Source organism: Streptomyces sp. NPDC025793, assembly GCF_055558375.1.
On record NZ_JBVHMR010000002.1, the window covers coordinates 207,217 to 230,554 of the forward strand.

Here is a 23,338-nt window from a genome sequence, read left to right on the forward strand (position 1 = left end):
GGGGGGTGCGTGCGGGCCGTGATCAGGCGAGGGTCCGCGCAGCCTCCGTGGCGAAGCCGTGGTCCTGCTCCGGGGTACCGCCGCCGACACCGATGGCACCGATCAGCCGGCCGTCCCGGTGCACGGGCACGCCGCCCGCGATGAACAGCAGGGGCCGGTCGAGAGCGGTGGGCAGGGTGTGGAAGAGGCCGCCCGGCTGGACGGCGTCGACCAGGTCGGCGGTGGGCGCGTTCAGTTGAAGCGCGGTGTAGGCCTTGCGAGTGCTGGTCTCACCGGAGATCAGCACCGCCCGGTCGTCCCGGCGGAAGGCGAGCAGGTGCCCGCCCGCGTCCAGGACGGTCACGCTGACGGTGACTCCGGCCGCCTCGGCCGCACGACGGGCCGTGGCAACGAGCAGCTCGGCGTCCTCGATGGACAGCGGGGCGACGGAGGTGGTGCTCATGGGTGTTCTCCTTGGGTGGTGCCGAGACCTCGGGACGTGCTGAGGTCCTGGACGTGGCTGGGGTTCTTGGTGGTCATGGGTCCGGCCGCCAGTGAGGCCCGGCGGGCGGGGCCGCGGTCCGGGGTGCTCAGTGATGGACGGGCGTCTGCTGCCCGACTGGCGTTCCGGTGGCGATCACGGTGCTCCGCGGTCCGCCGCGGCGCTCCAGGGCCGACGAGAGGACGGCGAGGACCAGGGCGGCCGCGGCGAGGGTGGCACCGACCCAGTTCGGGGCCGCGTAGCCGAAGCCGGCCGCGATCACGATGCCGCCGAGCCAGGCGGACAGGGCGTTGCCCAGATTGAAGGCGCCGATGTTCACGGCCGACGCGAGGGTCGGGGCACCATGGGCCTGGTCGAGGACGCGCTTCTGGAGCGGCGGGACGGTCGCGAAGCCGAGGGCTCCGATCAGGGCGATGGTCACGGCCGCCGCGATCTTGTTGTGCGCAGTGAGCGTGAAGAGCGCCAGGACGACGGCCAGGGCGCCGAGGGAGACGTACAGCATCGGCATCAGGGCGCGGTCGGCGAACTTGCCGCCGATGAGGTTGCCCCCGACCATGCCGAGGCCGAACAGGACCAGCAGCCAGGTGACCGAGCCGTCGGCGAAGCCCGCGATGTGGGTCATCATCGGCGCGATGTAGGTGATGGCCGCGAAGACACCGCCGAAACCGAGGACCGTCATCGCCATGGCGAGGAGGACCTGGGCGTTCTTGAAGGCGGCCAGTTCGTGCCTCAGGTGCACACCCTCCGGCTTCGGCAGCTCGGGCACCAGCTTCGCGATGCCCGCGAGGCCGACGACACCGAGAGCGGCGACGACGCCGAAGGTGACGCGCCAGCCGACGTGCTGGCCGATGAGGGTGCCGAGCGGGACGCCGACGACATTGGCGACGGTCAGGCCGGTGAACATCATGGCGATGGCTCCGGCCTTCTTGTGGGGCGCCACCAGCTCGGCCGCGACGACGGAGCCGATACCGAAGAAGGCGCCGTGGGCGAGCGAGGCGATCACCCGTCCGATCACCATGACGGCGAAGACGGGGGCCACCGCGGAGACCAGGTTCCCGACGATGAAGAGGCCCATCAGCAACATCAGCATCCGCTTGCGGGGGACCTTGGTGCCGAGCACGGTCATCAGCGGAGCGCCGATGACCACGCCCAGCGCGTAGCCGGTCACGAGCAGGCCTGCCGTGGGGATGGAGACCCCGAAGTCACCTGCGACCTCAGGCAGCAGTCCCATGATCACGAACTCGGTCGTTCCGATTCCGAAGGCCCCGATCGCGAGGGCCAGAAGCGCGAGAGGCATGAGGGGTGAACCTTCCCATACGGTTGCAGGAGCGCTTTGCGTGCGTCCACAATAGTTGCAGACGCTGGCTAATGGCAATCGCGCACTATTGCGAGGCTGCTCTATCCTTGATACAGCCGCTCCGGGACGGAGGAAAACGCCAATGACAGCGACGGACCCCGCGCTCACCGCCCTCGCCCAGGGCTGGTGCGCCCTCTCTGCCCTGCACGGCAGGATCGAGGCGCACATCGAGCGCGCCCTCCAGGCACAGCACGATCTGAGCGTGCGCGAGTACTCCCTGCTGGACGTACTCAGCCGACAGCACGACGGCGAGGGCGGCCATCTCCAGATGAAGCAGGTCGCCGACGCGGTCGTCCTCAGTCAGAGCGCCACCACCCGTCTGGTGACCCGCCTGGAGGACCGCGGGCTCCTGGAGCGCTACCTGTGCCCCACCGACCGGCGTGGCATCTACACCAACGTCACCGAGGCGGGCCTGCGTCTGCTGGAGGAGGCCCGGCCCACCAACGACGCCGCCCTGCGCGAGGCCCTGGACGATGCCTCCAAGAACCCCGAACTGACCCCGCTGGTCCGAGTCGTGGAGTCCCTGAACGTGCCCGCATAGGGTGCGGACATGGGAGATCTTGAGATACGCCACGCGACCGCCGACGACCTTCCGGCGATCGTCGCGATGCTCGCCGACGACCCGCTGGGTGCCCAGCGCGAATCACCGGACGACCTGACCCCTTATCTGGCCGCGCTGGAACGCCTCACGGCCGATCCGAACCAGCACCTGGTCGTCGCCGTGCGTGAGGACCGCGTGATCGGCACGCTCCAGCTCACGATCATCCCCGGGCTCTCCCACAAGGGGTCGACCCGCGCGCTCATCGAAGCCGTCCGCATCCACGTCGACGACCGGGGCAGCGGGCTGGGCACGGTTTTGATCCAGTGGGCGATCGACACCTCCCGGCAGTTCGGGTGCGCGATGGTGCAGCTGACGTCCGACAAGAGCCGCACCGACGCCCACCGCTTCTACGCGCGGCTGGGCTTCAGCGCCTCACACGAAGGCTTCAAGCTGAAGCTCTGACGGCTGAGGACGACCAGACGGGCCCGGGGGTGTGTTTCACGTGAAACACACCCCCGGCCGTTCGTTCACCTAGCCGATGCCCCGCCAGCCATCAGGGTCCACTCCGCCCGGCACTGGCGCCTCCGTGTCATACGGCTGCCGCGTGAAGACGAACGATCCGAGGTCCAGGTGGCTGACGGATCCATCCGGGCGTCGCACGGGCCGCAACAGCTCTCCGGCGAAATAGCCCTCCAGGCCCGTCCAGGTGCCGTCACCGTTGGACCGAAAGCGGGCTCGCCGCCCGTTGCCGGTCAGCGGGCCCAGGGCGAGCCGGTCGTCGGCGGTCACCCGCAGGCCGTAGGCGTAGGTCCCCCAGTACCACTGCCCCGCAAGGTCCAGCAGCGCCGGATCGACCTCGCGCAGCGGCCGCCAGGGCTCGGGGATCCGCGGTTCCGCCTCGGCGACGATACGGACGAGATCGGCGCCCACCGCTCCCAGCAGCGGCCCACTGGTGCAGTTTGCCAGCACCACCGCTGCCACATCGTCCTCCACGCCGATGGTGAGGTTCGCCAAGAAGCCCGGGAGCGAGCCCGAGTGGCCGACGAGGAGCCGACCGTCTCGGGACTGGAGCTGCATCCCGAGGCCGTAGGTGACCCCGTCCAGCACGTCCGACACCTCGGCGGGTGCCGCGGGGGTCCGCATCTCGCGGACCGACTCCGCGCTCAGGACCCGATCGTCTCCTACGGCCAGAAACGCGGCGAACCGTGCGAGGTCCCCCGTGGTCGACCACAGCTGCCCGGCCGGCGCCATCCGGCCCAGGTCCTCCAGTGGTTCGGGCAGCAGCGCGTCCGCCCACGGATGTACCGCCCATCCACCCGCGTGCGGAGGCTGCGGCTGCGCGGACGTGCGGTGCAGGCCGAGCGGCTCAAGGATCTCGCCGCGCAGCACCTCCTCCCACGGAGCACCGCGCAACTCCTCCACCAGTGCACCGAGCAGGGTGTAGCCGGGGTTGGAGTAGTGGTGCCGACGGCCCACAGGGTGCAGCAGCGGGCGCTCGCCCAGCACATCGCTCAGCTCGGGGCGCAGCGAGCCGGGGGTCCGCTCCCACCAGGGCGCGGGTGACTCGGCAGCCAACCCAGCACTGTGAGCGAGCAGTTCGGCGATCGTCGCCTCACCCACCCCGGTACCCGGCAGATGCTTCTCCAGCGGGTCACCGAGATCGAGCAGGCCCTCGTCGCGCAGTCGCATCACCAGGACTGCGGTGAAGGTCTTAGTGATGGACCCGATCCGGTACTGCACGGTCTCGTCCGGGGCATGTCCGTCCACCGAGGTCCGCGCCCCGTGCCACACGGTCCGCCCACCCCGTACGAGGGCCGCGACCAGCGACGGCGCCCGCCCTTCCGCCTGTGCGACGGCGATCCGGTGCAGCAGAGCTCGCCGGGTGGCAGGGAGCAGGTCTTCCTGAGCTGTCGTCATGGGGCCAGTCCATCTGGTCCGGTGGCCGGCGTCGAATCCATTTCCCCGGTCACCACGCACACGGTCGCATACCCGGCCGACGGCCTCACGGTGATCGGGCACCTCGCGCTCCCGCCGGGGTCGGCCACCGGTCGCCAGTCCTGACCGGGCCCGAGGGGCCCGACCGGAACGACTTCCAGCGCCGCCGGACCGACGCCCTCGCCGAACTGGGGTACGTGGTGCCGGACTTCGACCTCCGCGGCGGGCGCTGGTCACCGACCCACAGAAGATGCTGGCGCGCGTGACTCCCTTGCGCGCCGACCCCGACCGGATCGCCGCTGTCGGCTACGGCACCGGGGGCGCAATCGTGCTGGAACTCGGACGCGACGGGGTCAACCTGCACGCGATCGGGACGGTCGACGCACTGACCACAGGCCGCCGAGAAGCAGGCCGCGGGCGTCGAGCGGCGCCTCGTGGTCTACGGCGGAGCCCAGCACGCCTTTCACCACCCGCACCACGCACAGCGAGCCTGGCACGACATCGTCGACCTGCTCGCCGAGTGCTTGCCCCCTGACGGAGCGAGCCGGGCCACGATGCTGTGCACCGCAGGATCGAGGTCGGCGAACTGCGGCCGTGCGCGCTCACGACGCGCTCCCGTCCGGAGATGGGCCGACCCCGGGTTGGTTGACCCCTGCGCACATCAGGGTCAGGTCTGGGCCATGTCCACGAAGCGGGAGTAGTGACCCTGGAAAGCGACCGTGATCGTGGCCGTCGGGCCGTTTCGGTGCTTGGCCACGATCAGGTCGGCCTCGCCCGCGCGCGGGGACTCCTTCTCGTAGGCGTCCTCGCGGTGGAGCAGGATGACCATGTCGGCGTCCTGCTCGATGGAGCCGGACTCACGCAGGTCGGAGACCATCGGCTTCTTGTCGGTGCGCTGCTCGGGACCACGGTTCAGCTGTGACAGCGCGATGACCGGGATCTCCAGCTCCTTGGCGAGCAGCTTGAGGTTACGGGACATGTCCGAGACCTCCTGCTGACGGCTCTCGGCGCGCTTGGAGCCGCCGGACTGCATCAGCTGGAGGTAGTCGATGACGACCAGTCTGATGTCGTTGCGCTGTTTGAGACGGCGGCACTTGGCGCGGATCTCCATCATCGACAGATTCGGCGAGTCGTCGATGAACAGCGGCGCGGCCGAGACGTCCGGCATACGGCGGGCGAGCCGGGTCCAGTCCTCGTCGGTCATCGTGCCCGAGCGCATGTGGTGCAGCGCGACCCGGGCCTCGGCGGACAGCAGACGCATCGCGATCTCGTTGCGGCCCATTTCGAGGGAGAAGATGACGCTCGGCAGATTGTGCTTGATCGAGGCGGCCCGCGCGAAGTCCAGCGCGAGCGTCGACTTACCCATGGCGGGGCGAGCCGCGATGACGATCATCTGGCCCGGGTGCAGGCCGTTCGTCAGCGAGTCGAAGTCGGTGAACCCGGTCGGCACACCGGTCATCTCGCCACTGCGCGAGCCGATCGCCTCGATCTCGTCGAGGGCACCCTCCATGATGTCGCCGAGCGGCAGGTAGTCCTCACTGGTGCGCTGCTCGGTGACGGCGTAGATCTCGGCCTGGGCGCGGTTGACGATCTCGTCGACGTCGTCGTCGGCCGCGTATCCCATTTGCGTGATACGGGTGCCGGCCTCGACCAGGCGGCGCAGGACCGCGCGCTCGTGGACGATCTCCGCGTAGTACTCGGCGTTCGCCGCCGTCGGTACCGTCTGGACGAGCGTGTGCAGATACGACGCCCCACCGACCTTGTTGATCTCGCCACGCTTGGTGAGCTCGGCGGCGATGGTGATCGGGTCGGCCGGCTCGCCCTTGGCATAGATGTCGAGGATCGCCTGGTAGATCGTCTCGTGCGCGGGCTTGTAGAAGTCATGGCCCTTGAGGATCTCGACGACGTCGGCGATGGCGTCCTTGGACAGCAGCATGCCGCCCAGCACCGACTGCTCGGCGTCCAGATCCTGCGGCGGCACCCGCTCGAAGGATGAACCGCCGCCGTCCCAGTCGTTGTTCTCCCGGCCCCGGTCGTGTTGTTCGCCACGACCCCGGCCTCCGTCGCCGCGTCGACGCGAGGCGGGCAGACGATCACTGGGGCCGCTGTCGGCCCATGGATCGTCCAAGGGCTCGGAAATGCTCACCGAGCCACCTCCTCCCGTCCGCAGGGCGGACCTCGCCGTGTCCTCTTTTGTACGGCACGACACTGACAAATGAGAGGCCCAACTCCGGTTCTGACGCGTCGGGTTTGTGACGATTCCAGGACCGCGGGAAAGACGCTTCCCCCGGCCGAGAGAAGGAGCGGGCGCCGGACCACGGTAGGCCCCTCGGCACCGTCAGCCAATCTGGTTATCCACAGGTCATGTGGACGACAGCCCCGATGCTGTGGAGAACTCCCGGAAACCTGTGCACGACCCGGTGGACAGCTCTGTGAAAAAGCCCTCTAGCCCCTCCAACAGGGGGCTGTGACCTGCGCATTTAGCATCCACTGGCTGTGCAGAAGAAAAACTTTCCCAGTCGGACCAAGTTCGCTTCGAACACCGCGCGAAAGGACACGCCTCACCAGGATGAGTAAGGGTCATAAACGGGTTGCATCTCTTACCTGTGGACGATTAGATTGGTGCTCATGACACAGGCTCCCGCGATACCCCGGGCCACCCGCCGCCGGCACGACCGAGAGATCGTCGCGCTGGCAGTCCCGGCCTTCGGCGCACTCGTCGCCGAGCCTCTGTTCGTCATGGCGGACAGCGCGATCGTCGGCCACCTCGGCACCGCCCAGCTCGCCGGTCTCGGCGTCGCCTCCGCCCTCCTCACCACCGCCGTGAGCGTCTTCGTCTTCCTCGCCTATGCCACCACGGCCGCCGTGTCCCGGCGCGTCGGATCGGGCGATCTGCCGGCGGCCATCCGGCAAGGCATGGACGGCATCTGGCTGGCACTGCTGCTCGGCATCGGCGTCATCGCCGTCGTCCTTCCTCTGGCACCCGGCATCGTGGACCTCTTCGGCGCTTCCGCGACAGCGGCCCCGTACGCCACGACGTATCTGCGTATCTCCGCTCTGGGTATCCCGGCCATGCTCATCGTCCTCGCCGCCACGGGTGTGCTCCGCGGACTCCAGGACACCAGGACACCGCTCTACGTCGCCGTCGGCGGCTTCGTCGTCAACGGCGCCCTCAACGCGGGGCTCGTGTACGGCGCCGGACTCGGCATCGCCGGTTCGGCCTGGGGAACCGTCATCGCCCAGTGCGGAATGGCGGCCGTCTACCTGACCGTCGTCGTACGCGGGGCCCGTCGGCACGGCGCCTCCCTCCGCCCGGACACCGCCGGCATCCGGGCCTCGGCCCAGGCCGGCCTTCCCCTCCTGGTCCGCACGCTCTCCCTGCGAGCGATCCTCATGATCGCCACGGCCGTCGCTGCGCGTCTGGGCGACGCCGACATCGCCGCGCACCAGATCGTTCTGTCCTTGTGGAGCCTGCTCGCCTTCGCTCTCGACGCGATAGCGATCGCGGGGCAGGCGATCATCGGCCGCTATCTCGGCGCGGACGATGCTCAGGGCGCGCGAGAGGCCTGCCGCCGCATGGTGCAGTGGGGCATCGCGACCGGTGTCGTGCTCGGTGCTCTCGTGGTGGCCGCCCGTCCACTCTTCCTCCCGCTGTTCACCGGCGACTCCGTGGTGAAGGGCGCGGCGCTGCCCGCCCTGTTGTTGGTGGCGCTCTCGCAGCCAATCTGCGGGATCGTGTTCGTCCTGGACGGTGTCCTGATGGGTGCCGGTGACGGGCCGTATCTGGCCGGGGCCATGGTCGTCACCCTCACCGTGTTCGCTCCGGTGGCCCTGCTGGTCCCGGTGTTCGGCGGCGGTCTCACCGCGCTGTGGACGGCGATGACGCTGATGATGACGATCCGCCTGCTGACCCTGTGGCTGCGCTCCCGTTCGGGCCGCTGGATCGTGACGGGCGCGACCCGCTGACCTGGGGCCGCCGATCTCGGAGCGGCCTCGGTTTCACGTGAAACATGGCCCGGTTACCATTCCGGGCAACGGAAAGGGGCCGCACCCCCGCAAGGGTGCGGCCCCTTTCACCGGCTCGAACGAGCGCGGCGATCACTCGGCGATCAGGCCGAGACGACCTCGATGTTGACCTTGGCGGCAACCTCGGGGTGCAGACGCACGGACGTCTCGTGGGCGCCCAGGGTCTTGATCGGAGAGGTCAGCTCGATACGACGCTTGTCGACCTCGGGGCCACCGGACGCCTTGATCGCGGAAGCGATGTCGGCCGGGGTGACGGAACCGAAGAGACGACCGGAGTCGCCGGAGCGGACGGCCAGGCGGACCTTGACGCCCTCGAGCTGGCCCTTGACCTGGTTGGCCTGCTCGATGGTCTGGATCTCGTGGATCTTGCGGGCGCGGCGGATCTGCTCAACGTCCTTCTCGCCACCCTTGGTCCAGCGGATCGCGAAGTTCCGCGGGATCAGGTAGTTGCGAGCGTAACCGTCCTTGACGTCAACGACGTCGCCGGCAGCACCGAGGCCAGAGACCTCATGGGTGAGGATGATCTTCATGTGTCGGTCACCCTTCCCTTAGCGCGCGGTGGACGTGTAGGGCAGCAGCGCCATCTCACGGCTGTTCTTCACGGCCGTGGCGACGTCACGCTGGTGCTGGGTGCAGTTGCCGGTCACGCGGCGGGCACGGATCTTGCCGCGGTCGGAAATGAACTTCCGCAGCATGTTCGTGTCCTTGTAGTCCACGTACGTGACCTTGTCCTTGCAGAAAGCGCAGACCTTCTTCTTCGGCTTGCGCACAGGCGGCTTCGCCATGGTGTTTCTCCTGTGTGATCAAGAAGTGTGGATACGAGCCCTTAGAAGGGGGGCTCGTCCGAGTAGCCGCCACCGCCGCCGGAGCCGGAGCCGGAGCCACCGCCCCAGCCGCCGCCACCCTGCTGGTTGCCACCAGCGGGAGCGCCGGACGCCCACGGGTCGTCGGCCGGAGCGCCGCCGCCCTGCTGACCGCCACCGGAGCCACCGCCCCAGCCGCCGCCCTGCTGGCCGCCACCGCCGCCGTAACCACCCTGGCCACCGCGCCCGCCACCGCCGGAGGTCTTGGTGACCTTGGCCGTCGCGTTGCGCAGGCTGGGGCCGACTTCCTCGACGTCCAGCTCGTAGACCGTGCGCTTGACGCCGTCCCGGTCCTCGTAGGACCGCTGCTTCAGCCGGCCCTGCACGAGCACGCGCATGCCTCGCTGGAGCGACTCGGCGACGTTCTCCGCCGCCTGACGCCAGACCGAGCAAGTCAGGAAGAGGCTCTCGCCGTCCTTCCACTCGTTCGTCTGGCGGTCGAAGGTGCGGGGAGTGGACGCGACGCGGAACTTCGCGACCGCCGCACCGGACGGGGTGAAGCGCAGCTCGGGGTCGTCGACAAGATTGCCGATGACCGTGATGACGGTCTCGCCTGCCATGGGGGAACCTCTCGGCGGGTTTGCTGCTCTGGCTGCTTGCTTGCTACTCGGATCCCGAGATCAGCTGAGCGGGAGGGCTCAGTGGGTCTCGGGGCGGAGGACCTTGGTCCGGAGGACCGACTCGTTCAGGTTCATCTGGCGGTCGAGCTCCTTGACGACCGCAGGCTCGGCCTGAAGGTCGATGACCGAGTAGATGCCCTCGGGCTTCTTCTTGATCTCGTACGAGAGACGACGACGGCCCCAGGTGTCGACCTTCTCCACCTTGCCGTTGCCCTCACGGACGACGGAGAGGAAGTTCTCGATCAGGGGGGCGACAGCGCGCTCCTCCAGATCGGGGTCGAGGATGACCATCACCTCGTAGTGACGCATGTGGAACCCACCTCCTTTGGACTCAGCGGCCACGGTCGTTCCGTGGCAGGAGGGTTGTGATGCGTACGCAACGGTATCCGCGACCACTGACAATCGGGGGCGCTGAGGCTCCCGCGGTCTTACCTGAGCAGGCAGTGGGCAGACACCGGTGCAGACGGTACAGACTACCCGCACACCCGCTTCCGGTTGAAATCCGGGCGTGGAGGCGGTCACTCTGTACACGTCGGGTGTGTACGGCGCTACTATGCGCCGCCTTCCGCAGGAGGTGCCCATGGCACAGGTAATGCATCCCAACGTCGCCGGTTCCCTCTTCGCCACGGACGGCAAGGCCCGTCCGCTCCAGGACACACTGGCGGCGATCACGCTCGCCCTGGGTCTGCTGTCCTTCATCACGTCCTTCTTCCACGGCCTCCATCTGCTGACGTCATGGGCGGGTCTCGTGGGCCTGCTCGTCGGCATCTACGGACAGTGGATCTCCGTGACCACGCGTGAGCGCTTCGCCCTGATCCTGGGGCTCGGCGCCTCCGGGATCGGTTTCCTGATCGGCATGGCACACGGCGGTCTCTTCGGCGGACTCATCGGCGGCTGAGGCGGCCCGCCGGGATTTAGGGCCGTACGCCCAGTCGGGGCGCTCGCACGGCGCAGTAGGCTTCGGCGCGAGAGCCGGAGCCCCTGTACCCATGGGGACACACCAGCCCGAGGAGCGCCCCGAATGAGCCTGACCCTGAGGACCATCAGCCGCGAGCAGCATCTGGCCTACATCCAGAGCCTGCCGGCGGCGAGCCACATGCAGGTCCCGGCCTGGGCCGACGTCAAGGCGGAGTGGCGCTCGGAGAACCTCGGCTGGTTCGACGAGCGCACGGGCGAAATGGTCGGCGCGGGCCTGGTCCTCTACCGGCAGCTGCCCAAGATCAAGCGCTACCTGGCCTACCTGCCCGAGGGCCCGGTCATCAACTGGTTCGCGCCGAACCTGGACGACTGGATCCAGCCGATGCTGGCGCACCTGAAGCAGCAGGGCGCGTTCTCCGTGAAGATGGGCCCACCGGTGATCATCCGTCGCTGGCACGCGGAGACCATCAAGAAGGGCATCCAGGACCAGGACGTCAAGCGGCTGCGCGACATGGAGGCCGACTTCATCGAGCCGCGCGCCTTCGAGGTGGCCGACAAGCTGCGCCGTATGGGCTGGCAGCAGGGCGAGGACGGCGGCGCCGGCTTCGGTGACGTCCAGCCCCGCTACGTCTTCCAGGTGCCGCTGGCGAATCGTTCCCTGGAAGAGGTCCACAAGAACTTCAACCAGTTGTGGCGCCGCAACATCAAGAAGGCCGAGAAGGCCGGTGTCGAGGTGGTCCAGGGCGGCTACCAGGACCTGGCCGAGTGGCAGCGGCTGTACGAGATCACGGCCGTGCGCGACCACTTCCGGCCGCGCCCGCTGTCGTACTTCCAGCGCATGTGGTCGGCCCTCAACACCGAGGACCCGAACCGGATGCGGCTGTACTTCGCCCGGCACAACGGCGTGAACCTCTCCGCCGCGACGATGCTGATCGTCGGCGGCCACGTCTGGTACTCCTACGGCGCCTCCGACAACATCGGCCGTGAGGTCCGGCCCTCGAACGCGATGCAGTGGACGATGCTGCGCGACGCCTACGCCCTCGGTGCCACCGTCTACGACCTGCGCGGCATCTCGGACTCGCTCGACGAGACGGACCACCTGTTCGGCCTGATCCAGTTCAAGGTCGGCACGGGCGGGCAGGCCGCCGAGTACCTCGGCGAGTGGGACTTCCCGCTGAACAAGCTGCTCCACAAGGCGCTCGACATCTACATGTCGCGCCGTTGAGCCGCGGCCGTCTGATTCCATAGCCTTCACAGCTCAGACACCTCTGATCCACCGCAGCCACGAGAAAGGTCCCGGGTCCGGCCATGGCGCTCACGCTCTACGTCGACACCGCGCGCTGGCGGGCGCACCACAAGCACGTGCAGGAGCAGTTCCCGGGACTCGTCCCGGTCTGCAAGGGCAACGGCTACGGCTTCGGGCACGAGCGGCTGTCCGAGGAGGCCACACGGCTGGGCTCCGACCTGCTCGCGGTCGGCACGACCTACGAGGCCGCACGCATCAAGGACTTCTTCGGCGGGGACCTGCTGGTGCTGACGCCGTACCGGCGCGGCGAGGAGCCGGTGCCGCTGCCCGACCGGGTGGTGCGCTCGGTGTCGTCGATCGACGGCGTGTACGGCCTCGTGGGCGCCCGTGTCGTCATCGAGGTGATGTCCTCGATGAAGCGGCACGGCATCAGCGAGCAGGACCTGCCGCAGCTGCACCAGGCCATAGAGAACGTCCGGCTGGAGGGCTTCGCCATCCATCTGCCGCTGGACCGCACCGACGGCTCGGACGCCGTCGAGGAGGTCATCGGCTGGATGGACCGGCTGCGCGCGGCCCGGCTGCCGTTGCACACGATGTTCGTCAGCCACCTCAAGGCCGACGAACTCGTCCGGCTCCAGCAGCAGTTCCCGCAGACCCGGTTCCGCGCCCGCATCGGCACGCGGCTGTGGCTGGGGGACCACGAGGCCACCGAGTACCGCGGTGCCGTCCTGGACGTGACGCGCGTGGCCAAGGGCGACCGGTTCGGCTACCGCCAGCAGAAGGCGGCCTCGGACGGCTTCCTGGTGGTCGTGGCGGGCGGTACGTCGCACGGGGTGGGTCTGGAGGCCCCGAAGGCACTGCACGGCGTCATGCCGCGTGCCAAGGGCGTCGCGCGGGCCGGCCTCGCCACCGTCAACCGGAACCTTTCTCCATTCGTCTGGGGCGGCAAGCAGCGCTGGTTCGCCGAGCCGCCGCACATGCAGGTGTCGATCCTGTTCGTGCCCTCGGACGCCCCGGAGCCGAAGGTCGGGGACGAGCTGGTGGCCCATCTGCGGCACACCACGACCCAGTTCGACCGCATCATGGACCGCTGAGCCGGCACCCAGGACACCGAGTCCCTTTCAGGACAGCGAGAAGGCCGTACCCGGAGCACCCGGGTACGGCCTTCTGCGTCAGCCCCTGAAGGGTTGTTCGCTCAGAGCGAACGGTTCTCGGGGGAGGGCGGCACCGGCCTGCCCCAGTCCACCTGAGGCCCCTCGAAGTGAGCGGCGTGACGCGGCTCGTAGGCCGCCGCTCCAAGCACGAAGACGTCTTCCGCTCCGTCGAGCACCCCGCCCGAGGGGTCGTCGTCGCCGGACCGGCGCACCACGTCCCGCTCCGGCATGAGGATGTCCCGTACGACGACGGCGCACAGGTACAGCGTGCCCGCCAGGTGCAGCACGATCGCCCAGTGGTAACCCAGCGTCGGCAGCCCCTTGTGGGCGTCTCCGCTGGTCGTGTACGCGAGGTACATCCAGATGCCCAGGAAGTACGCCATCTCGCACGCCTGCCAGATCAGGAAGTCGCGCCACTTGGGCCGGGCGAGAGCCGCCAACGGCACCAGCCACAGGACGTACTGCGGGGAGTAGACCTTGTTGGTGACGATGAACACCGCGACCACCAGGAAGGCCAGTTGCGCGAAGCGCGGCCGGCGCGGGGCGGTGAACGTCAGCACGGCGATACCGAGGCAGCACAGCACCACCAGCACGGTGGCGGCGGCGTTCACGAAACCCGTCGAGGGCGGGTTGCTGGAGTTCTGCGCCCAGATCAGCCAGAAGGAACCGAAGTCGACGCCCCGTTCCTGGCTGAACGTGTAGAACTTCGACCAGCCTTCGAATGCGAACAGCATCACCGGCAGGTTCACCACGAACCAGGCGAGCACCGTACTGATCGTGGCCTGGACGAACTCCCGCCACTTGCCGGCCCGCCAGCACAGCACGAACAGGGGACCGAGCAGGAACACCGGATAGAGCTTGGCGGCCGTGGCGAGGCCCAGGAGGACACCGAAGGCGACGGGCCGGCTGCGGGACCACATCAGCATCGCGGCGGCCGTGAGCGCCACCGCCAGCAGGTCCCAGTTGACCGTGGCGGTCAGCAGGACGGCGGGCGCCAGGGCGACCAGGAGGCCATCCCAGGGGCGCCGACGGTGGGTGCGGGCCACGCAGACGGCGATGACGACCGCGCACACCAGCAGCATCCCGGCGTTGACGAACCAGTACCACTGCTCCTGGTACTGGATGGTGCCGCTGTGCGGGGTGAGCCAGGAGGCCACCTCCATGAACACGCCGGTCAGCACCGGGTACTCGAGATAGCCCATGCCGCCGGACATGTCGTCCGGGAGCTTGTCGAAGTACGGCACGAGATGGTCGGCGAACCCGCGCCCCTGGTAGAGGTGCGGGATGTCCGAATAGCAGGCCTTCGTGTACTGGCTGCTCGCGCCGAAGAACCAGGCACTGTGATAGCAGGGGGCCTTCTGGACCAGGCCGAGGGCGAACATGCCGATCGCCACGAGCGCGATGACTCGTACGGGCGTCCACCAGGACGTGCCGAGCAGGGCTCGCCGTCCGAGGGGACCTCCGATCAGCTCGCTGCCGGCCGCGGCGACCTCGTCCTCCCTGGTCGGCGGCGCCGGTTCTGCCGTGGCGGGCCGCACGGGCTCGGGCTCGTGCACGCCCGCAGGCGTCATCTCTGCACTGGGCATGGGGCACATCCTGCCGTACGTGCCCAGGAAAAAGCGGAGGGCCGCCGCACCTCGTGGGTGCGGCGGCCCATGTTTCACGTGAAACACCCGCAGCGGACGAAATGGTCGCCAACCGGTCCGGGTCGGCGGCTAGCCATTGGCGCCAGCGAAGATGCCTCCGCTGCCATTGCCTCGCGTGTTGCCGTTGCCGGTCGTATCGGTGGGCGTGGGTGACGGAGAGGTTCCTCCGGTGGTGCCACCCGTGTCTGTACCGCCGGTGCCGTTGCCATTGCCGTTACAGGGGTTGCCCCAGTTCCACTGGCAGGTGTCGCTCGCCGACGGGGACGGGGAGGTGTTCGTCGCGCTCGGCGTCGGGCTCGGCGACTGGGACGCGCTCGGGCTCGGTGTGATGGTCGGGGTCGGCGTCGGAGTCGGAGCGCCCGCCTCGTCCTGGACCTTGCCGATCTCGGTGGCGGCCGGGAAGCCGTTGTCGTTGGCGTTCTTCAGCGCGCCCTTCATGTACTCGGTCCACACCGAGGTCGGGATGTCACCACCGTGGATCGACTCGACCCCGGCCGTGCCGTTCATGGACAGCAGCTCATGGTCCTTCGGGTTCTCACGGAACATCGCCACCGAGGTGGACAGCTGCTGGGTGTAGCCGACGAACCAGGCCGACTTGTTGCTGTCGGTGGTACCGGTCTTGCCTGCCGCCGTCCGGCCCAGGGCCTTGGCGTTCACACCCGTACCGTTCTGGATCACGTTCTGGAGGACGTCCGTGACGTTGTTCGCCACGTTCTCGGGAATCGCCGTGCTGACCTTCGGCTTGGTGAAGCCCGGCAGCTCCTGGCCGTCCTTCTTCACGGCGGTCACCGAGTACGGGTCAGTGTGCTGACCCGACGCGGCGAACGTCGCGTACGCGTCGGCCATGCGGATCGCGCTCGGGGTCGAGGTACCGATGGAGAAGGACGGGTTGAGCGTCGAGAAGCTGTCCCTCAGGATGCCGGACGCCTGCGCGACGTCCCGGACATGCGTCAGCCCCACATCCATACCGAGTTGGACGAACGGTGTGTTGACGGACTGCTCCATCGCCTTGCGCAGCGAGATGTAGCCCCACTTGTAGTCACTCTCGTTGCGCTGGTAGAAGACCGAGTTGTCCTTCGTCAGCACCGGGCTGCCGTCGTTGTTCAGCACCTTGAGATGGTCGTTGCCGTTGTACTTGCTCAGCGGCGAGAGACCCTCCCCACCGGTCCGGTACGTGCCGTACTCCATCGCCGCGGCGAGCACGAACGGCTTCCACGTCGATCCGACCGGGACGCCGGAGGTGTCGGCGTTGTTCGTGAAGTGGCCGTTCTCGTAACCGTCACCGCCGTACAGAGCGACGATCGCGCCGTCCTTGGGCTTCACCGACGCCGCACCGAACTGGACGTACTTGTCCAGATCACGCTTCTTCGGGTCGATGCGGTCCTTCTGGACCTTCTTCACGGCCGCTGCCAGCTGGTTGACCTTGTCCTTCTCGAAGGTCGTCTGGATCTGGTAGCCGCCCTGGTCGAACTGCGTCTCGGTGATGTCGGAGTGCGCGAGGACGTACTTCTTCGCCGTGTCCACCAGGTAGCTGATCTGGCCGGTCATGCCCTTGGTCGCCTTGCGGCCGTCGGGCACGGGGTACTGCTTGGTGGCCTGCTGGAACTGCACGTCGGTGAGGTGGTGGTCATTGTGCATCTGCTCGAGGATCCACCCCCAGCGGTCCTTCGAGCGCTGCGTGTTCGCCTGCTGGGTCGCCGACGGGTCGAGGTCCGCGTTGCCGGCCGGGTCGAAGTACGTCGGGCCCTTCAGCAGCGCAGCGAGCACCGCGCACTCGCTCGGCGTGAGATCCTTCGCGTCCTTGCCGTAGTAAGTCTGCGCCGCCGCCTGGATGCCGTAGGCGCCGCGGCCGAAGTACGAGGTGTTCAGGTAGCCCTGAAGGATCTGCGACTTGGAGAGCTTCGTCCCCACCTTGATAGAGATGAACATCTCCTTGAACTTGCGGGTGAGGGTCTGCTGCTGGCTCAGGTAGGTGTTCTTCACGAACTGCTGGGTGATCGTTGAGCCGCCCTGGGTCTGGCCGCCCCGCGCCATGTTGACCACGGCGCGCAGGAGTCCCTGGGGGTCGACACCCGAGTCCTGGTAGAAGCTCTTGTTCTCGGCCGAGATCACGGCCCACTGCATCGCTTCGGGAATCTGGGCGATGTTCACGTTCTGCCGGTTGACGCCGGTGCCCGTGGCCACCATCTGCGTGCCGTCGGCCCAGTAGTAGACGTTGTTCTGGGACTTGGCCGCCGCGTTCTCGTCGGGCACGGAGACCATCGCGTACCCGACGCCGACCAGCGCGACCAGGCTGCCGACGAAGCCGATGAACATCCCGGTGACAAGTTTCCAGGAGGGCATCCAGCGGCGCCATCCGTACTTGCCGGACCGGGGGTAGTCGATGAACCTCTTCCTGCCGGGCGCGGTCGACGCGCGGCCTCTGCCGCGCCCGGGACCGCTGGGACCGCCCGGGCCGCCTCCCCGGCCGCCCGGACCTGTGTTGTCGGCGCCTCTGCGGCGGCTGCCTCTCTGCGCCGCGCGGCGGGCTTCGGCCCGGCCGCCGTAGGAACGCTCCTCGCCACCCGGGCCGCTGTCCGACCCATAGGAACTGGACTCATAGGAGTCGGCAGGAGACCCGGTGGCGCCACGCGGTGCCGCACGGCGGCCGGAGGACGAGCCGGACTGACCACGTCGGGCCGCGGCACGTCCGCCTCCCTGCGGCTGCGGCGGTTTGCGACGGTGCTCGCTCATCGAACGATTACTCCTCGGGCAGGCGCACCCGTGCGCGCCTGGAACGGCGGCTGGTTTCCGGTCCCCCCGGAGTACGGATGTGGTCGGTCCTGCATTCACCCGTACCGCACCGGGGACGACGACGCTCCCCAGACGTCGCTTGGTTCCCGGCGATGTGCATGCCGCACAGACTACGCACCGCCAAAACCCGCTGAGCCCTGAAGTTCACCCCAAAACAGGCAACCTGCACCGTATGAATCGGTGATGTGATCCCGTTCACCGTCGCCCCTCTTGTCGCCTGCCGACGGCCGTTCTATCGTCATGATGTATCGAGTCGATACATCAGCACGAGATAAAGAAGCTGAGAGGCACTGCGAGACCCGCGGGAGAGAGCTGCGGGACCGAGAGGAGGCGACGATGAGCCGACGTTCCGGCATCCTCGAGTTCGCCGTGCTCGGTCTGCTGCGCGAGTCCCCGATGCACGGCTACGAGCTGCGCAAACGCCTCAACACGTCCCTGGGGGTGTTCCGTGCGTTCAGCTACGGGACCCTGTATCCCTGCCTCAAGACGCTGGTCGCGAGCGGCTGGTTGATCGAGGAACCGGGCAACACCCATGAGGACGCCCTCGCCGCTCCGCTCGCCGGACGCCGCGCCAAGATCGTCTACCGGCTGACGGCGGAGGGGAAGGAGCACTTCGAGGAGCTGCTCTCGCAGACCGGCCCCGACGCCTACGAGGACGAGCACTTCGCCGCACGGTTCGCCTTCTTCGGGCAGACGTCGCGCGATGTGCGGATGCGCGTACTGGAGGGGCGGCGCAGCCGCCTGGAGGAGCGCCTGGAGAAGATGCGCGCCTCCCTGGCGCGCACGCGGGAGCGCCTCGACGACTACACACTTGAGCTCCAGCGCCACGGGATGGAGTCCGTGGAGCGCGAAGTGCGCTGGCTGAACGAGCTCATCGAGAGCGAGCGGGCGGGGCGGGACCTGAAGGGTTCCACGTCCCGGGGGGCCGCTCCGCAGGACACCACCACTGGATCGACGGGCGGCCTGCCCCGTGCCGGGGACACCCCCCGGACGGATACGCCCGGCGACACCGCCACGTGAGTCCCAGTCAGGGCCTCACTCGTACACACAGGGAGCAACCGGAATGGGTTCGGTTCGCGTAGCCGTCGTCGGCGTGGGCAACTGCGCCGCGTCGCTGGTGCAGGGAGTCGAGTACTACAAGGACGCCGACGCGGCGTCCAAGGCCCCCGGCCTGATGCACGTGCAGTTCGGTGACTACCACGTGCGTGACATCGAGTTCGTCGCCGCGTTCGACGTCGATGCCAAGAAGGTCGGCCTCGACCTCGCGGACGCGATCGGCGCCTCCGAGAACAACACCATCAAGATCTGCGACGTGCCCACGTCCGGTGTCACCGTCCAGCGCGGCCACACCCTCGACGGCCTCGGCAAGTACTACCGCCAGACCATCGAGGAGTCCGAGGCCGAGCCGGTCGACGTCGTCCAGGTCCTGAAGGACGAGCAGGTCGACGTCCTGGTCTGCTACCTGCCCGTGGGCTCCGAGGACGCGGCGAAGTTCTACGCCCAGTGCGCCATCGACGCCAAGGTCGCCTTCGTCAACGCCCTCCCGGTCTTCATCGCCGGCACCAAGGAGTGGGCGGACAAGTTCACCGAGGCCGGTGTGCCGATCGTCGGTGACGACATCAAGTCCCAGGTCGGCGCCACCATCACGCACCGCGTCATGGCGAAGCTGTTCGAGGACCGCGGTGTCATCCTGGACCGCACCATGCAGCTGAACGTCGGCGGCAACATGGACTTCAAGAACATGCTCGAGCGCGAGCGCCTGGAGTCCAAGAAGATCTCCAAGACGCAGGCCGTCACCTCCCAGATCCCCGACCGGGACCTCGGCGAGAAGAACGTCCACATCGGCCCGTCCGACTACGTGGCCTGGCTGGACGACCGCAAGTGGGCCTACGTCCGTCTCGAGGGCCGCGCCTTCGGTGACGTCCCGCTGAACCTGGAGTACAAGCTCGAGGTCTGGGACTCCCCGAACTCCGCGGGTGTCATCATCGACGCCCTGCGCGCCGCAAAGATCGCCAAGGACCGCGGCATCGGCGGTCCGATCCTGTCGGCGTCCTCGTACTTCATGAAGTCCCCGCCGGTCCAGTACTTCGACGACGAGGCCCGCGAGAACGTCGAGAAGTTCATCCGCGGCGAGGTCGAGCGCTAAAAGCGCCGGCGCGACCGCTCGCACGCAAACGCTCCTGCCAGGGCTGTGAAGGTCCCCGGGTTTCCCGACCCGGGGACCTTCCGCATATGTGAGGCTGGGCGGCATGCCCGTCGTGCGTGACCTGCGCGTCCTGCTGCGTCTTCGGTACTTCCGACGCCTGCTGTACGTCCGCCTGCTCTCCCAGGGCGCCGACGGCGTCTACCAGGTGGCGCTCGCCGCGTACGTCGTCTTCTCGCCGGAGAAACAGACCTCGGCCACGGCGATCGCCTCGGCGATGGCCGTGCTGCTGCTCCCCTATTCCCTGGTCGGCCCGTTCGCGGGTGTCCTGCTGGACCGCTGGCGACGCCGACAGGTCTTCGTGTACGGCAATCTGCTGCGCGCCCTGCTGGCAGCGGTCACCGCCGTGCTGATGCTCGGCCATGTCCCGAACTGGCTCTTCTACGTCTCCGCGCTGTGCGTCACGGCCGTCAACCGCTTCGTCCTCGCCGGGCTGTCCGCGTCCCTGCCCCGCGTGGTGGACGCCGAGCGCCTGGTGCTGGCCAACTCCCTGTCCCCGACGGCCGGCACGCTCGCCGCGACGGCAGGCGCCGGCCTGGCCTTCGCCGTACGGCTCGTGGCGGCGGACTCCGACGCCGCGGTGGTCCTGTTGGGCGCACTCCTCTATCTCTGTGCGGGCCTGACCTCCCTGAGCCTGCCCCGGGCGCTTCTCGGGCCCGACCGGCATCCGGCGCGGCCACGGCTGCGCAGCGCGCTGGCCGACACGGCACGGGATCTGGTGGCGGCCGTCCGGCACCTCGCCGCGCCCCGGCGCAGAGAAGCCGCCTGGGCACTGGCCGCGATGACGCTGATGCGCTTCTGCTACGGCGCCCTGCTGGTCCTGCTGCTCATGCTCTGCCGGTACGCCCTCTCCAGCAGCCCCGAGGAGGGGCTCCGGCTGCTCGGGCTGGTGCTCGCGGCCTCAGGGGCGGGATTCTTCGCGGCGGCCGCGGTCACCCCCGTGGCGGCGGGACGGCTCGGCCCCGCTCGCTGGATCGTGGCGTGCTCCGCCGCGGCCGCGGTCCTGGTACCCGCTCTCGGCCTCCCCTTCGCCATCGAGCCGCTCCTGGTCGCCGCCTTCGTGCTGGGCCTCATCACCCAGGGCGCGAAAATCGCGACCGACACGGTCGTGCAGTCCTCGGTGGACGACGGCTTCCGCGGGCGCGTGTTCTCCGTGTACGACGTGCTGTTCAACGTGGCATTCGTCGGGGCGGCCGGAGTGGCCGCCCTGATGCTGCCCCCGGACGGCCGCTCGGCGACGCTGGTCGTCACCGTCTCTCTCCTCTACGGAGCGGTTGCTGTCGCTATGGGCCGCTTTGAACGCCGGTGAGTGTCACATCAGAGCCACAGAGTTCCCCCGGGCTACAGGAGTGTCAGTGCGGCCCGGTAGCTTACGTGCGTCTTACGCGCCACTTATGTGCGCTGCTCACCCATCTCTTTCTTCATAGGGGGACCCACACGTGACGACTCCGCCCCAGGGCCAGAACCCATTCGCGCAGGGCCAGCAGGTGTACGGTCAGCCTCAGGCGCCGTACCCCCCGCAGGGCGGCCAGCCTCAGGCTCCCTACCCTCCGCAGGGTGGCTACCCGCAGCAGCCGGGCCAGCCCGGGTTCCCCCAGCAGGGCATGGCGCCGTACGCACCGGTGCCTCCTCAGCGGCCGAAGCGCGGCGTCCGGCAGTACATCCGCATCATCGGCGCCGTCGTCGGCCTCATCGTCATCGTCGGCGGCTGGTACTTCAACAAGGCCGACGACACTCAGAAGCTGGCCGTCGGTGACTGCCTGACGAACAAGGGAAGCGACAAGGACCCGCAGATCCAGAAGCTGGGCTGCAGCGACCCGAAGGCGGACTACAAGGTGCTCAAGAAGGACGGCAGCACCAGTCTGGCCATGCTCGCCTGCCAGTCGGTCCAGGGAACGACCGCTGCCATCGAGTGGAAGGAAGGCAGCGACTCCTTCGTTCTCTGCCTGGGGAGCAACAAGTAACACTCGAATGTGCGGTGGGGCGGTGTTTCACGTGAAACACCGCCCCACACCGTTCCCCGAAGGCCGTGCGGGGTCATGTTTCACGTGAAACATGACCCCGCTCTGCTCCCTCAGCTCTGCTCGGTCCACCACTCCTTGAGCGCCGCCACCGCCGCGTCGTGCTCCATCGGGCCGTTGTCCAGGCGCAACTCCAGCAGGTACTTGTACGCCTTGCCGATGGCCGGGCCGGGGCCGACGCCCAGGATCTCCATGATCTGGTTGCCGTCCAGGTCGGGGCGGATCGCGTCCAGCTCCTCCTGCTTCTGGAGCTGGGCAATGCGCTCCTCCAGACCGTCGTAGGCCCGGGACAGGGTGGCCGCCTTCCGCTTGTTGCGGGTGGTGCAGTCCGAGCGGGTCAGCTTGTGCAGACGGTCCAGCAGCGGCCCCGCGTCACGGACATAGCGGCGGACCGCGGAGTCCGTCCATTCACCGGTGCCGTAGCCGTGGAAGCGCAGGTGCAGTTCGACCAGCCGCGAGACGTCCTTCACCAGCTCATTGGAGTACTTCAGCGCGGTCATGCGCTTCTTGGTCATCTTGGCGCCGACGACCTCGTGGTGATGGAACGAGACCCGGCCGTCCTTCTCGAAGCGACGGGTGCGCGGCTTGCCGATGTCGTGCAACAGCGCGGCGAGCCGGAGCGTGAGATCGGGGCCCTCCTGCTCCAGCGCGATCGCCTGTTCCAGGACGATCAGCGTGTGCTCGTAGACGTCCTTGTGCCGGTGGTGCTCGTCCCGCTCCAGGCGCAGCGCCGGCAGCTCGGGCAGCACATGGTCGGCCAGCCCGGTCTCGACGAGCAGGGCCAGGCCCTCGCGGGGGTGCGTGGAGAGGATCAGCTTGTTCAGCTCGTCCCGGACCCGCTCGGCCGAGACGATCTCGATACGCCTGGCCATGTCCGTCATCGCGGCGACGACCTCGGGGGCGACGGTGAAGTCCAGCTGGGCCGCGAACCGGGCGGCCCGCATCATCCGCAGCGGATCGTCCGAGAACGACTCCTCGGGCGTGCCCGGTGTCCGCAGCACCCGCGCGGCCAGGTCCTCCAGGCCGCCATGCGGGTCGATGAACTCCTTCTGCGGCAGCGCCACGGCCATCGCGTTGACCGTGAAGTCCCGGCGAACGAGGTCCTCCTCGATGGAGTCGCCGTACGACACCTCGGGCTTGCGCGAGGTACGGTCGTACGCCTCCGACCGGTAGGTGGTCACCTCGATCTGGTAGCCGTCCTTCTGCGCACCGACCGTGCCGAAGGCGATGCCCACCTCCCAGACGGCGTCCGCCCAGGGCCGGACGATCTTCAGTACGTCCTCGGGGCGGGCGTCGGTGGTGAAGTCCAGGTCGTTGCCGAGCCGGCCGAGCAGCGCGTCGCGCACCGATCCGCCGACCAGGGCGAGGGAGAACCCCGCCTCCTGGAATCGGCGGGCGAGATCGTCGGCGACGGGGGCCACCCGCAGCAGTTCGGCGACCGCGCGCTGCTGCGCCTGGCTCAGGGCGGAGGGAGTGTCTTCGTTGGGGTTCGGCACAACAGAAGAGGGTACGTGCCCCGGCGACCAGGGTGTCC

General features: G+C 68.5%; 21 protein-coding genes and 1 pseudogene. 11 read left to right on the plus strand and 11 right to left on the minus strand.

Annotated elements, in window-relative coordinates:
• Positions 1-22 precede the first annotated feature (22 nt).
• Both ACZ4MF_RS04770 and ACZ4MF_RS04775 read right to left on the minus strand, forming a co-directional pair.
• Positions 23-442, minus strand: a complete 420-nt coding sequence (locus ACZ4MF_RS04770) for a GlcG/HbpS family heme-binding protein (protein WP_467489803.1) — start codon at positions 440-442, stop codon at positions 23-25.
• Between the two features lie 127 nt (positions 443-569).
• Positions 570-1,778 (minus strand): MFS transporter, encoded by a 1,209-nt coding sequence (locus ACZ4MF_RS04775; protein ID WP_467489805.1) that lies wholly within the window; start codon positions 1,776-1,778, stop codon positions 570-572.
• A gap of 142 nt (positions 1,779-1,920) precedes the next feature.
• Here ACZ4MF_RS04775 and ACZ4MF_RS04780 point away from each other — a divergent pair, with 142 nt between their 5' ends.
• Positions 1,921-2,379 carry a MarR family winged helix-turn-helix transcriptional regulator gene (locus ACZ4MF_RS04780; protein ID WP_071380569.1) on the plus strand — a complete coding sequence of 153 codons (459 nt, stop codon included), beginning with the start codon at positions 1,921-1,923 and terminating at the stop codon, positions 2,377-2,379.
• Positions 2,380-2,388: 9 nt separating this feature from the next.
• Positions 2,389-2,841 carry a GNAT family N-acetyltransferase gene (locus ACZ4MF_RS04785; protein ID WP_467489808.1) on the plus strand — a complete coding sequence of 151 codons (453 nt, stop codon included), beginning with the start codon at positions 2,389-2,391 and terminating at the stop codon, positions 2,839-2,841.
• Between the two features lie 69 nt (positions 2,842-2,910).
• On the opposite strand, the gene ACZ4MF_RS04790 is transcribed toward ACZ4MF_RS04785, so the two are convergent.
• A complete protein-coding gene (locus ACZ4MF_RS04790) occupies positions 2,911-4,296 on the minus strand; it encodes a serine hydrolase domain-containing protein (RefSeq protein WP_467489810.1) in 1,386 nt (461 codons plus the stop codon).
• A gap of 39 nt (positions 4,297-4,335) precedes the next feature.
• On the opposite strand from ACZ4MF_RS04790, the pseudogene ACZ4MF_RS04795 reads away from it, so the two are divergent.
• Positions 4,336-4,844: pseudogene (locus ACZ4MF_RS04795) on the plus strand (dienelactone hydrolase family protein); the annotation flags it as partial.
• 137 nt (positions 4,845-4,981) lie between these two features.
• Here ACZ4MF_RS04795 and dnaB read toward each other — a convergent pair.
• Positions 4,982-6,460 carry a replicative DNA helicase gene (gene dnaB / locus ACZ4MF_RS04800; protein ID WP_467489812.1) on the minus strand — a complete coding sequence of 493 codons (1,479 nt, stop codon included), beginning with the start codon at positions 6,458-6,460 and terminating at the stop codon, positions 4,982-4,984.
• A gap of 482 nt (positions 6,461-6,942) precedes the next feature.
• On the opposite strand from dnaB, the gene ACZ4MF_RS04805 reads away from it, so the two are divergent.
• Positions 6,943-8,280, plus strand: coding sequence for an MATE family efflux transporter (locus ACZ4MF_RS04805; protein WP_467489814.1), 1,338 nt, complete (start codon positions 6,943-6,945; stop codon positions 8,278-8,280).
• A gap of 143 nt (positions 8,281-8,423) precedes the next feature.
• Here the strand turns inward: ACZ4MF_RS04805 and rplI are convergent, their stop codons facing one another.
• From rplI to rpsF, 4 genes are all read right to left on the minus strand, one after another.
• A complete protein-coding gene (gene rplI / locus ACZ4MF_RS04810; protein WP_071380565.1) occupies positions 8,424-8,870 on the minus strand; it encodes a 50S ribosomal protein L9 in 447 nt (148 codons plus the stop codon).
• An 18-nt stretch (positions 8,871-8,888) separates the two neighbouring features.
• Positions 8,889-9,125: a 30S ribosomal protein S18 gene (rpsR, locus tag ACZ4MF_RS04815; RefSeq protein ID WP_003949403.1), complete on the minus strand. Its 237-nt coding sequence runs from the start codon at positions 9,123-9,125 to the stop codon at positions 8,889-8,891.
• A gap of 41 nt (positions 9,126-9,166) precedes the next feature.
• Positions 9,167-9,763: a single-stranded DNA-binding protein gene (locus ACZ4MF_RS04820; protein WP_467489816.1), complete on the minus strand. Its 597-nt coding sequence runs from the start codon at positions 9,761-9,763 to the stop codon at positions 9,167-9,169.
• 78 nt (positions 9,764-9,841) lie between these two features.
• Positions 9,842-10,132 (minus strand): 30S ribosomal protein S6, encoded by a 291-nt coding sequence (rpsF, locus tag ACZ4MF_RS04825; RefSeq protein ID WP_005482942.1) that lies wholly within the window; start codon positions 10,130-10,132, stop codon positions 9,842-9,844.
• A gap of 271 nt (positions 10,133-10,403) precedes the next feature.
• Here rpsF and ACZ4MF_RS04830 point away from each other — a divergent pair, with 271 nt between their 5' ends.
• The 3 genes from ACZ4MF_RS04830 to ACZ4MF_RS04840 all read left to right on the plus strand — a co-directional run bounded on the left by ACZ4MF_RS04830 (position 10,404) and on the right by ACZ4MF_RS04840 (position 13,081).
• Entirely contained in the window at positions 10,404-10,721 is a 318-nt protein-coding gene (locus tag ACZ4MF_RS04830; protein WP_467489818.1) for a hypothetical protein, read from the plus strand.
• A gap of 123 nt (positions 10,722-10,844) precedes the next feature.
• Positions 10,845-11,966: a peptidoglycan bridge formation glycyltransferase FemX gene (gene femX, locus ACZ4MF_RS04835; RefSeq protein ID WP_467489820.1), complete on the plus strand. Its 1,122-nt coding sequence runs from the start codon at positions 10,845-10,847 to the stop codon at positions 11,964-11,966.
• 83 nt (positions 11,967-12,049) lie between these two features.
• On the plus strand, positions 12,050-13,081 hold the full coding sequence (locus ACZ4MF_RS04840; protein ID WP_356032467.1) for an alanine racemase: 1,032 nt from the start codon (positions 12,050-12,052) through the stop codon (positions 13,079-13,081).
• Between the two features lie 101 nt (positions 13,082-13,182).
• Here the strand turns inward: ACZ4MF_RS04840 and ACZ4MF_RS04845 are convergent, their stop codons facing one another.
• Together ACZ4MF_RS04845 and ACZ4MF_RS04850 are read right to left on the minus strand one after the other, a co-directional pair.
• Positions 13,183-14,727 carry a glycosyltransferase family 87 protein gene (locus ACZ4MF_RS04845; protein WP_467489822.1) on the minus strand — a complete coding sequence of 515 codons (1,545 nt, stop codon included), beginning with the start codon at positions 14,725-14,727 and terminating at the stop codon, positions 13,183-13,185.
• Between the two features lie 129 nt (positions 14,728-14,856).
• Positions 14,857-17,130, minus strand: coding sequence for a transglycosylase domain-containing protein (locus ACZ4MF_RS04850; RefSeq protein ID WP_467489824.1), 2,274 nt, complete (start codon positions 17,128-17,130; stop codon positions 14,857-14,859).
• Between the two features lie 786 nt (positions 17,131-17,916).
• On the opposite strand from ACZ4MF_RS04850, the gene ACZ4MF_RS04855 reads away from it, so the two are divergent.
• The 4 genes from ACZ4MF_RS04855 to ACZ4MF_RS04870 all read left to right on the plus strand — a co-directional run bounded on the left by ACZ4MF_RS04855 (position 17,917) and on the right by ACZ4MF_RS04870 (position 21,747).
• On the plus strand, positions 17,917-18,600 hold the full coding sequence (locus ACZ4MF_RS04855; RefSeq protein WP_467489825.1) for a PadR family transcriptional regulator: 684 nt from the start codon (positions 17,917-17,919) through the stop codon (positions 18,598-18,600).
• A 43-nt stretch (positions 18,601-18,643) separates the two neighbouring features.
• On the plus strand, positions 18,644-19,726 hold the full coding sequence (locus ACZ4MF_RS04860; protein WP_467489826.1) for an inositol-3-phosphate synthase: 1,083 nt from the start codon (positions 18,644-18,646) through the stop codon (positions 19,724-19,726).
• Between the two features lie 103 nt (positions 19,727-19,829).
• Positions 19,830-21,092 carry an MFS transporter gene (locus ACZ4MF_RS04865; protein ID WP_467489827.1) on the plus strand — a complete coding sequence of 421 codons (1,263 nt, stop codon included), beginning with the start codon at positions 19,830-19,832 and terminating at the stop codon, positions 21,090-21,092.
• 130 nt (positions 21,093-21,222) lie between these two features.
• Entirely contained in the window at positions 21,223-21,747 is a 525-nt protein-coding gene (locus tag ACZ4MF_RS04870; protein ID WP_467489829.1) for an LppU/SCO3897 family protein, read from the plus strand.
• Positions 21,748-21,857: 110 nt separating this feature from the next.
• Here the strand turns inward: ACZ4MF_RS04870 and ACZ4MF_RS04875 are convergent, their stop codons facing one another.
• Entirely contained in the window at positions 21,858-23,300 is a 1,443-nt protein-coding gene (locus ACZ4MF_RS04875) for a CCA tRNA nucleotidyltransferase (RefSeq protein ID WP_467489831.1), read from the minus strand.
• Positions 23,301-23,338 lie beyond the last annotated feature (38 nt).

Excerpts from the sequence above, each read along its gene's own strand:
- ACZ4MF_RS04855 (WP_467489825.1), top strand. The coding sequence starts at position 17,917 with ATGAGCCGACGTTCCGGCATCCTCGAGTTCGCCGTGCTCGGTCTGCTG.
- ACZ4MF_RS04770 (WP_467489803.1), bottom strand. The coding sequence starts at position 442 with ATGAGCACCACCTCCGTCGCCCCGCTGTCCATCGAGGACGCCGAGCTG.
- rplI (WP_071380565.1), bottom strand. The coding sequence starts at position 8,870 with ATGAAGATCATCCTCACCCATGAGGTCTCTGGCCTCGGTGCTGCCGGC.
- ACZ4MF_RS04780 (WP_071380569.1), top strand. The coding sequence starts at position 1,921 with ATGACAGCGACGGACCCCGCGCTCACCGCCCTCGCCCAGGGCTGGTGC.
- ACZ4MF_RS04775 (WP_467489805.1), bottom strand. The coding sequence starts at position 1,778 with ATGCCTCTCGCGCTTCTGGCCCTCGCGATCGGGGCCTTCGGAATCGGA.
- ACZ4MF_RS04790 (WP_467489810.1), bottom strand. The coding sequence starts at position 4,296 with ATGACGACAGCTCAGGAAGACCTGCTCCCTGCCACCCGGCGAGCTCTG.
- ACZ4MF_RS04860 (WP_467489826.1), top strand. The coding sequence starts at position 18,644 with ATGGGTTCGGTTCGCGTAGCCGTCGTCGGCGTGGGCAACTGCGCCGCG.
- ACZ4MF_RS04830 (WP_467489818.1), top strand. The coding sequence starts at position 10,404 with ATGGCACAGGTAATGCATCCCAACGTCGCCGGTTCCCTCTTCGCCACG.
- ACZ4MF_RS04840 (WP_356032467.1), top strand. The coding sequence starts at position 12,050 with ATGGCGCTCACGCTCTACGTCGACACCGCGCGCTGGCGGGCGCACCAC.
- ACZ4MF_RS04820 (WP_467489816.1), bottom strand. The coding sequence starts at position 9,763 with ATGGCAGGCGAGACCGTCATCACGGTCATCGGCAATCTTGTCGACGAC.
- ACZ4MF_RS04865 (WP_467489827.1), top strand. The coding sequence starts at position 19,830 with ATGCCCGTCGTGCGTGACCTGCGCGTCCTGCTGCGTCTTCGGTACTTC.
- ACZ4MF_RS04850 (WP_467489824.1), bottom strand. The coding sequence starts at position 17,130 with ATGCCCTCCTGGAAACTTGTCACCGGGATGTTCATCGGCTTCGTCGGC.
- ACZ4MF_RS04785 (WP_467489808.1), top strand. The coding sequence starts at position 2,389 with ATGGGAGATCTTGAGATACGCCACGCGACCGCCGACGACCTTCCGGCG.
- ACZ4MF_RS04845 (WP_467489822.1), bottom strand. The coding sequence starts at position 14,727 with ATGCCCAGTGCAGAGATGACGCCTGCGGGCGTGCACGAGCCCGAGCCC.
- rpsR (WP_003949403.1), bottom strand. The coding sequence starts at position 9,125 with ATGGCGAAGCCGCCTGTGCGCAAGCCGAAGAAGAAGGTCTGCGCTTTC.
- ACZ4MF_RS04805 (WP_467489814.1), top strand. The coding sequence starts at position 6,943 with ATGACACAGGCTCCCGCGATACCCCGGGCCACCCGCCGCCGGCACGAC.
- femX (WP_467489820.1), top strand. The coding sequence starts at position 10,845 with ATGAGCCTGACCCTGAGGACCATCAGCCGCGAGCAGCATCTGGCCTAC.
- rpsF (WP_005482942.1), bottom strand. The coding sequence starts at position 10,132 with ATGCGTCACTACGAGGTGATGGTCATCCTCGACCCCGATCTGGAGGAG.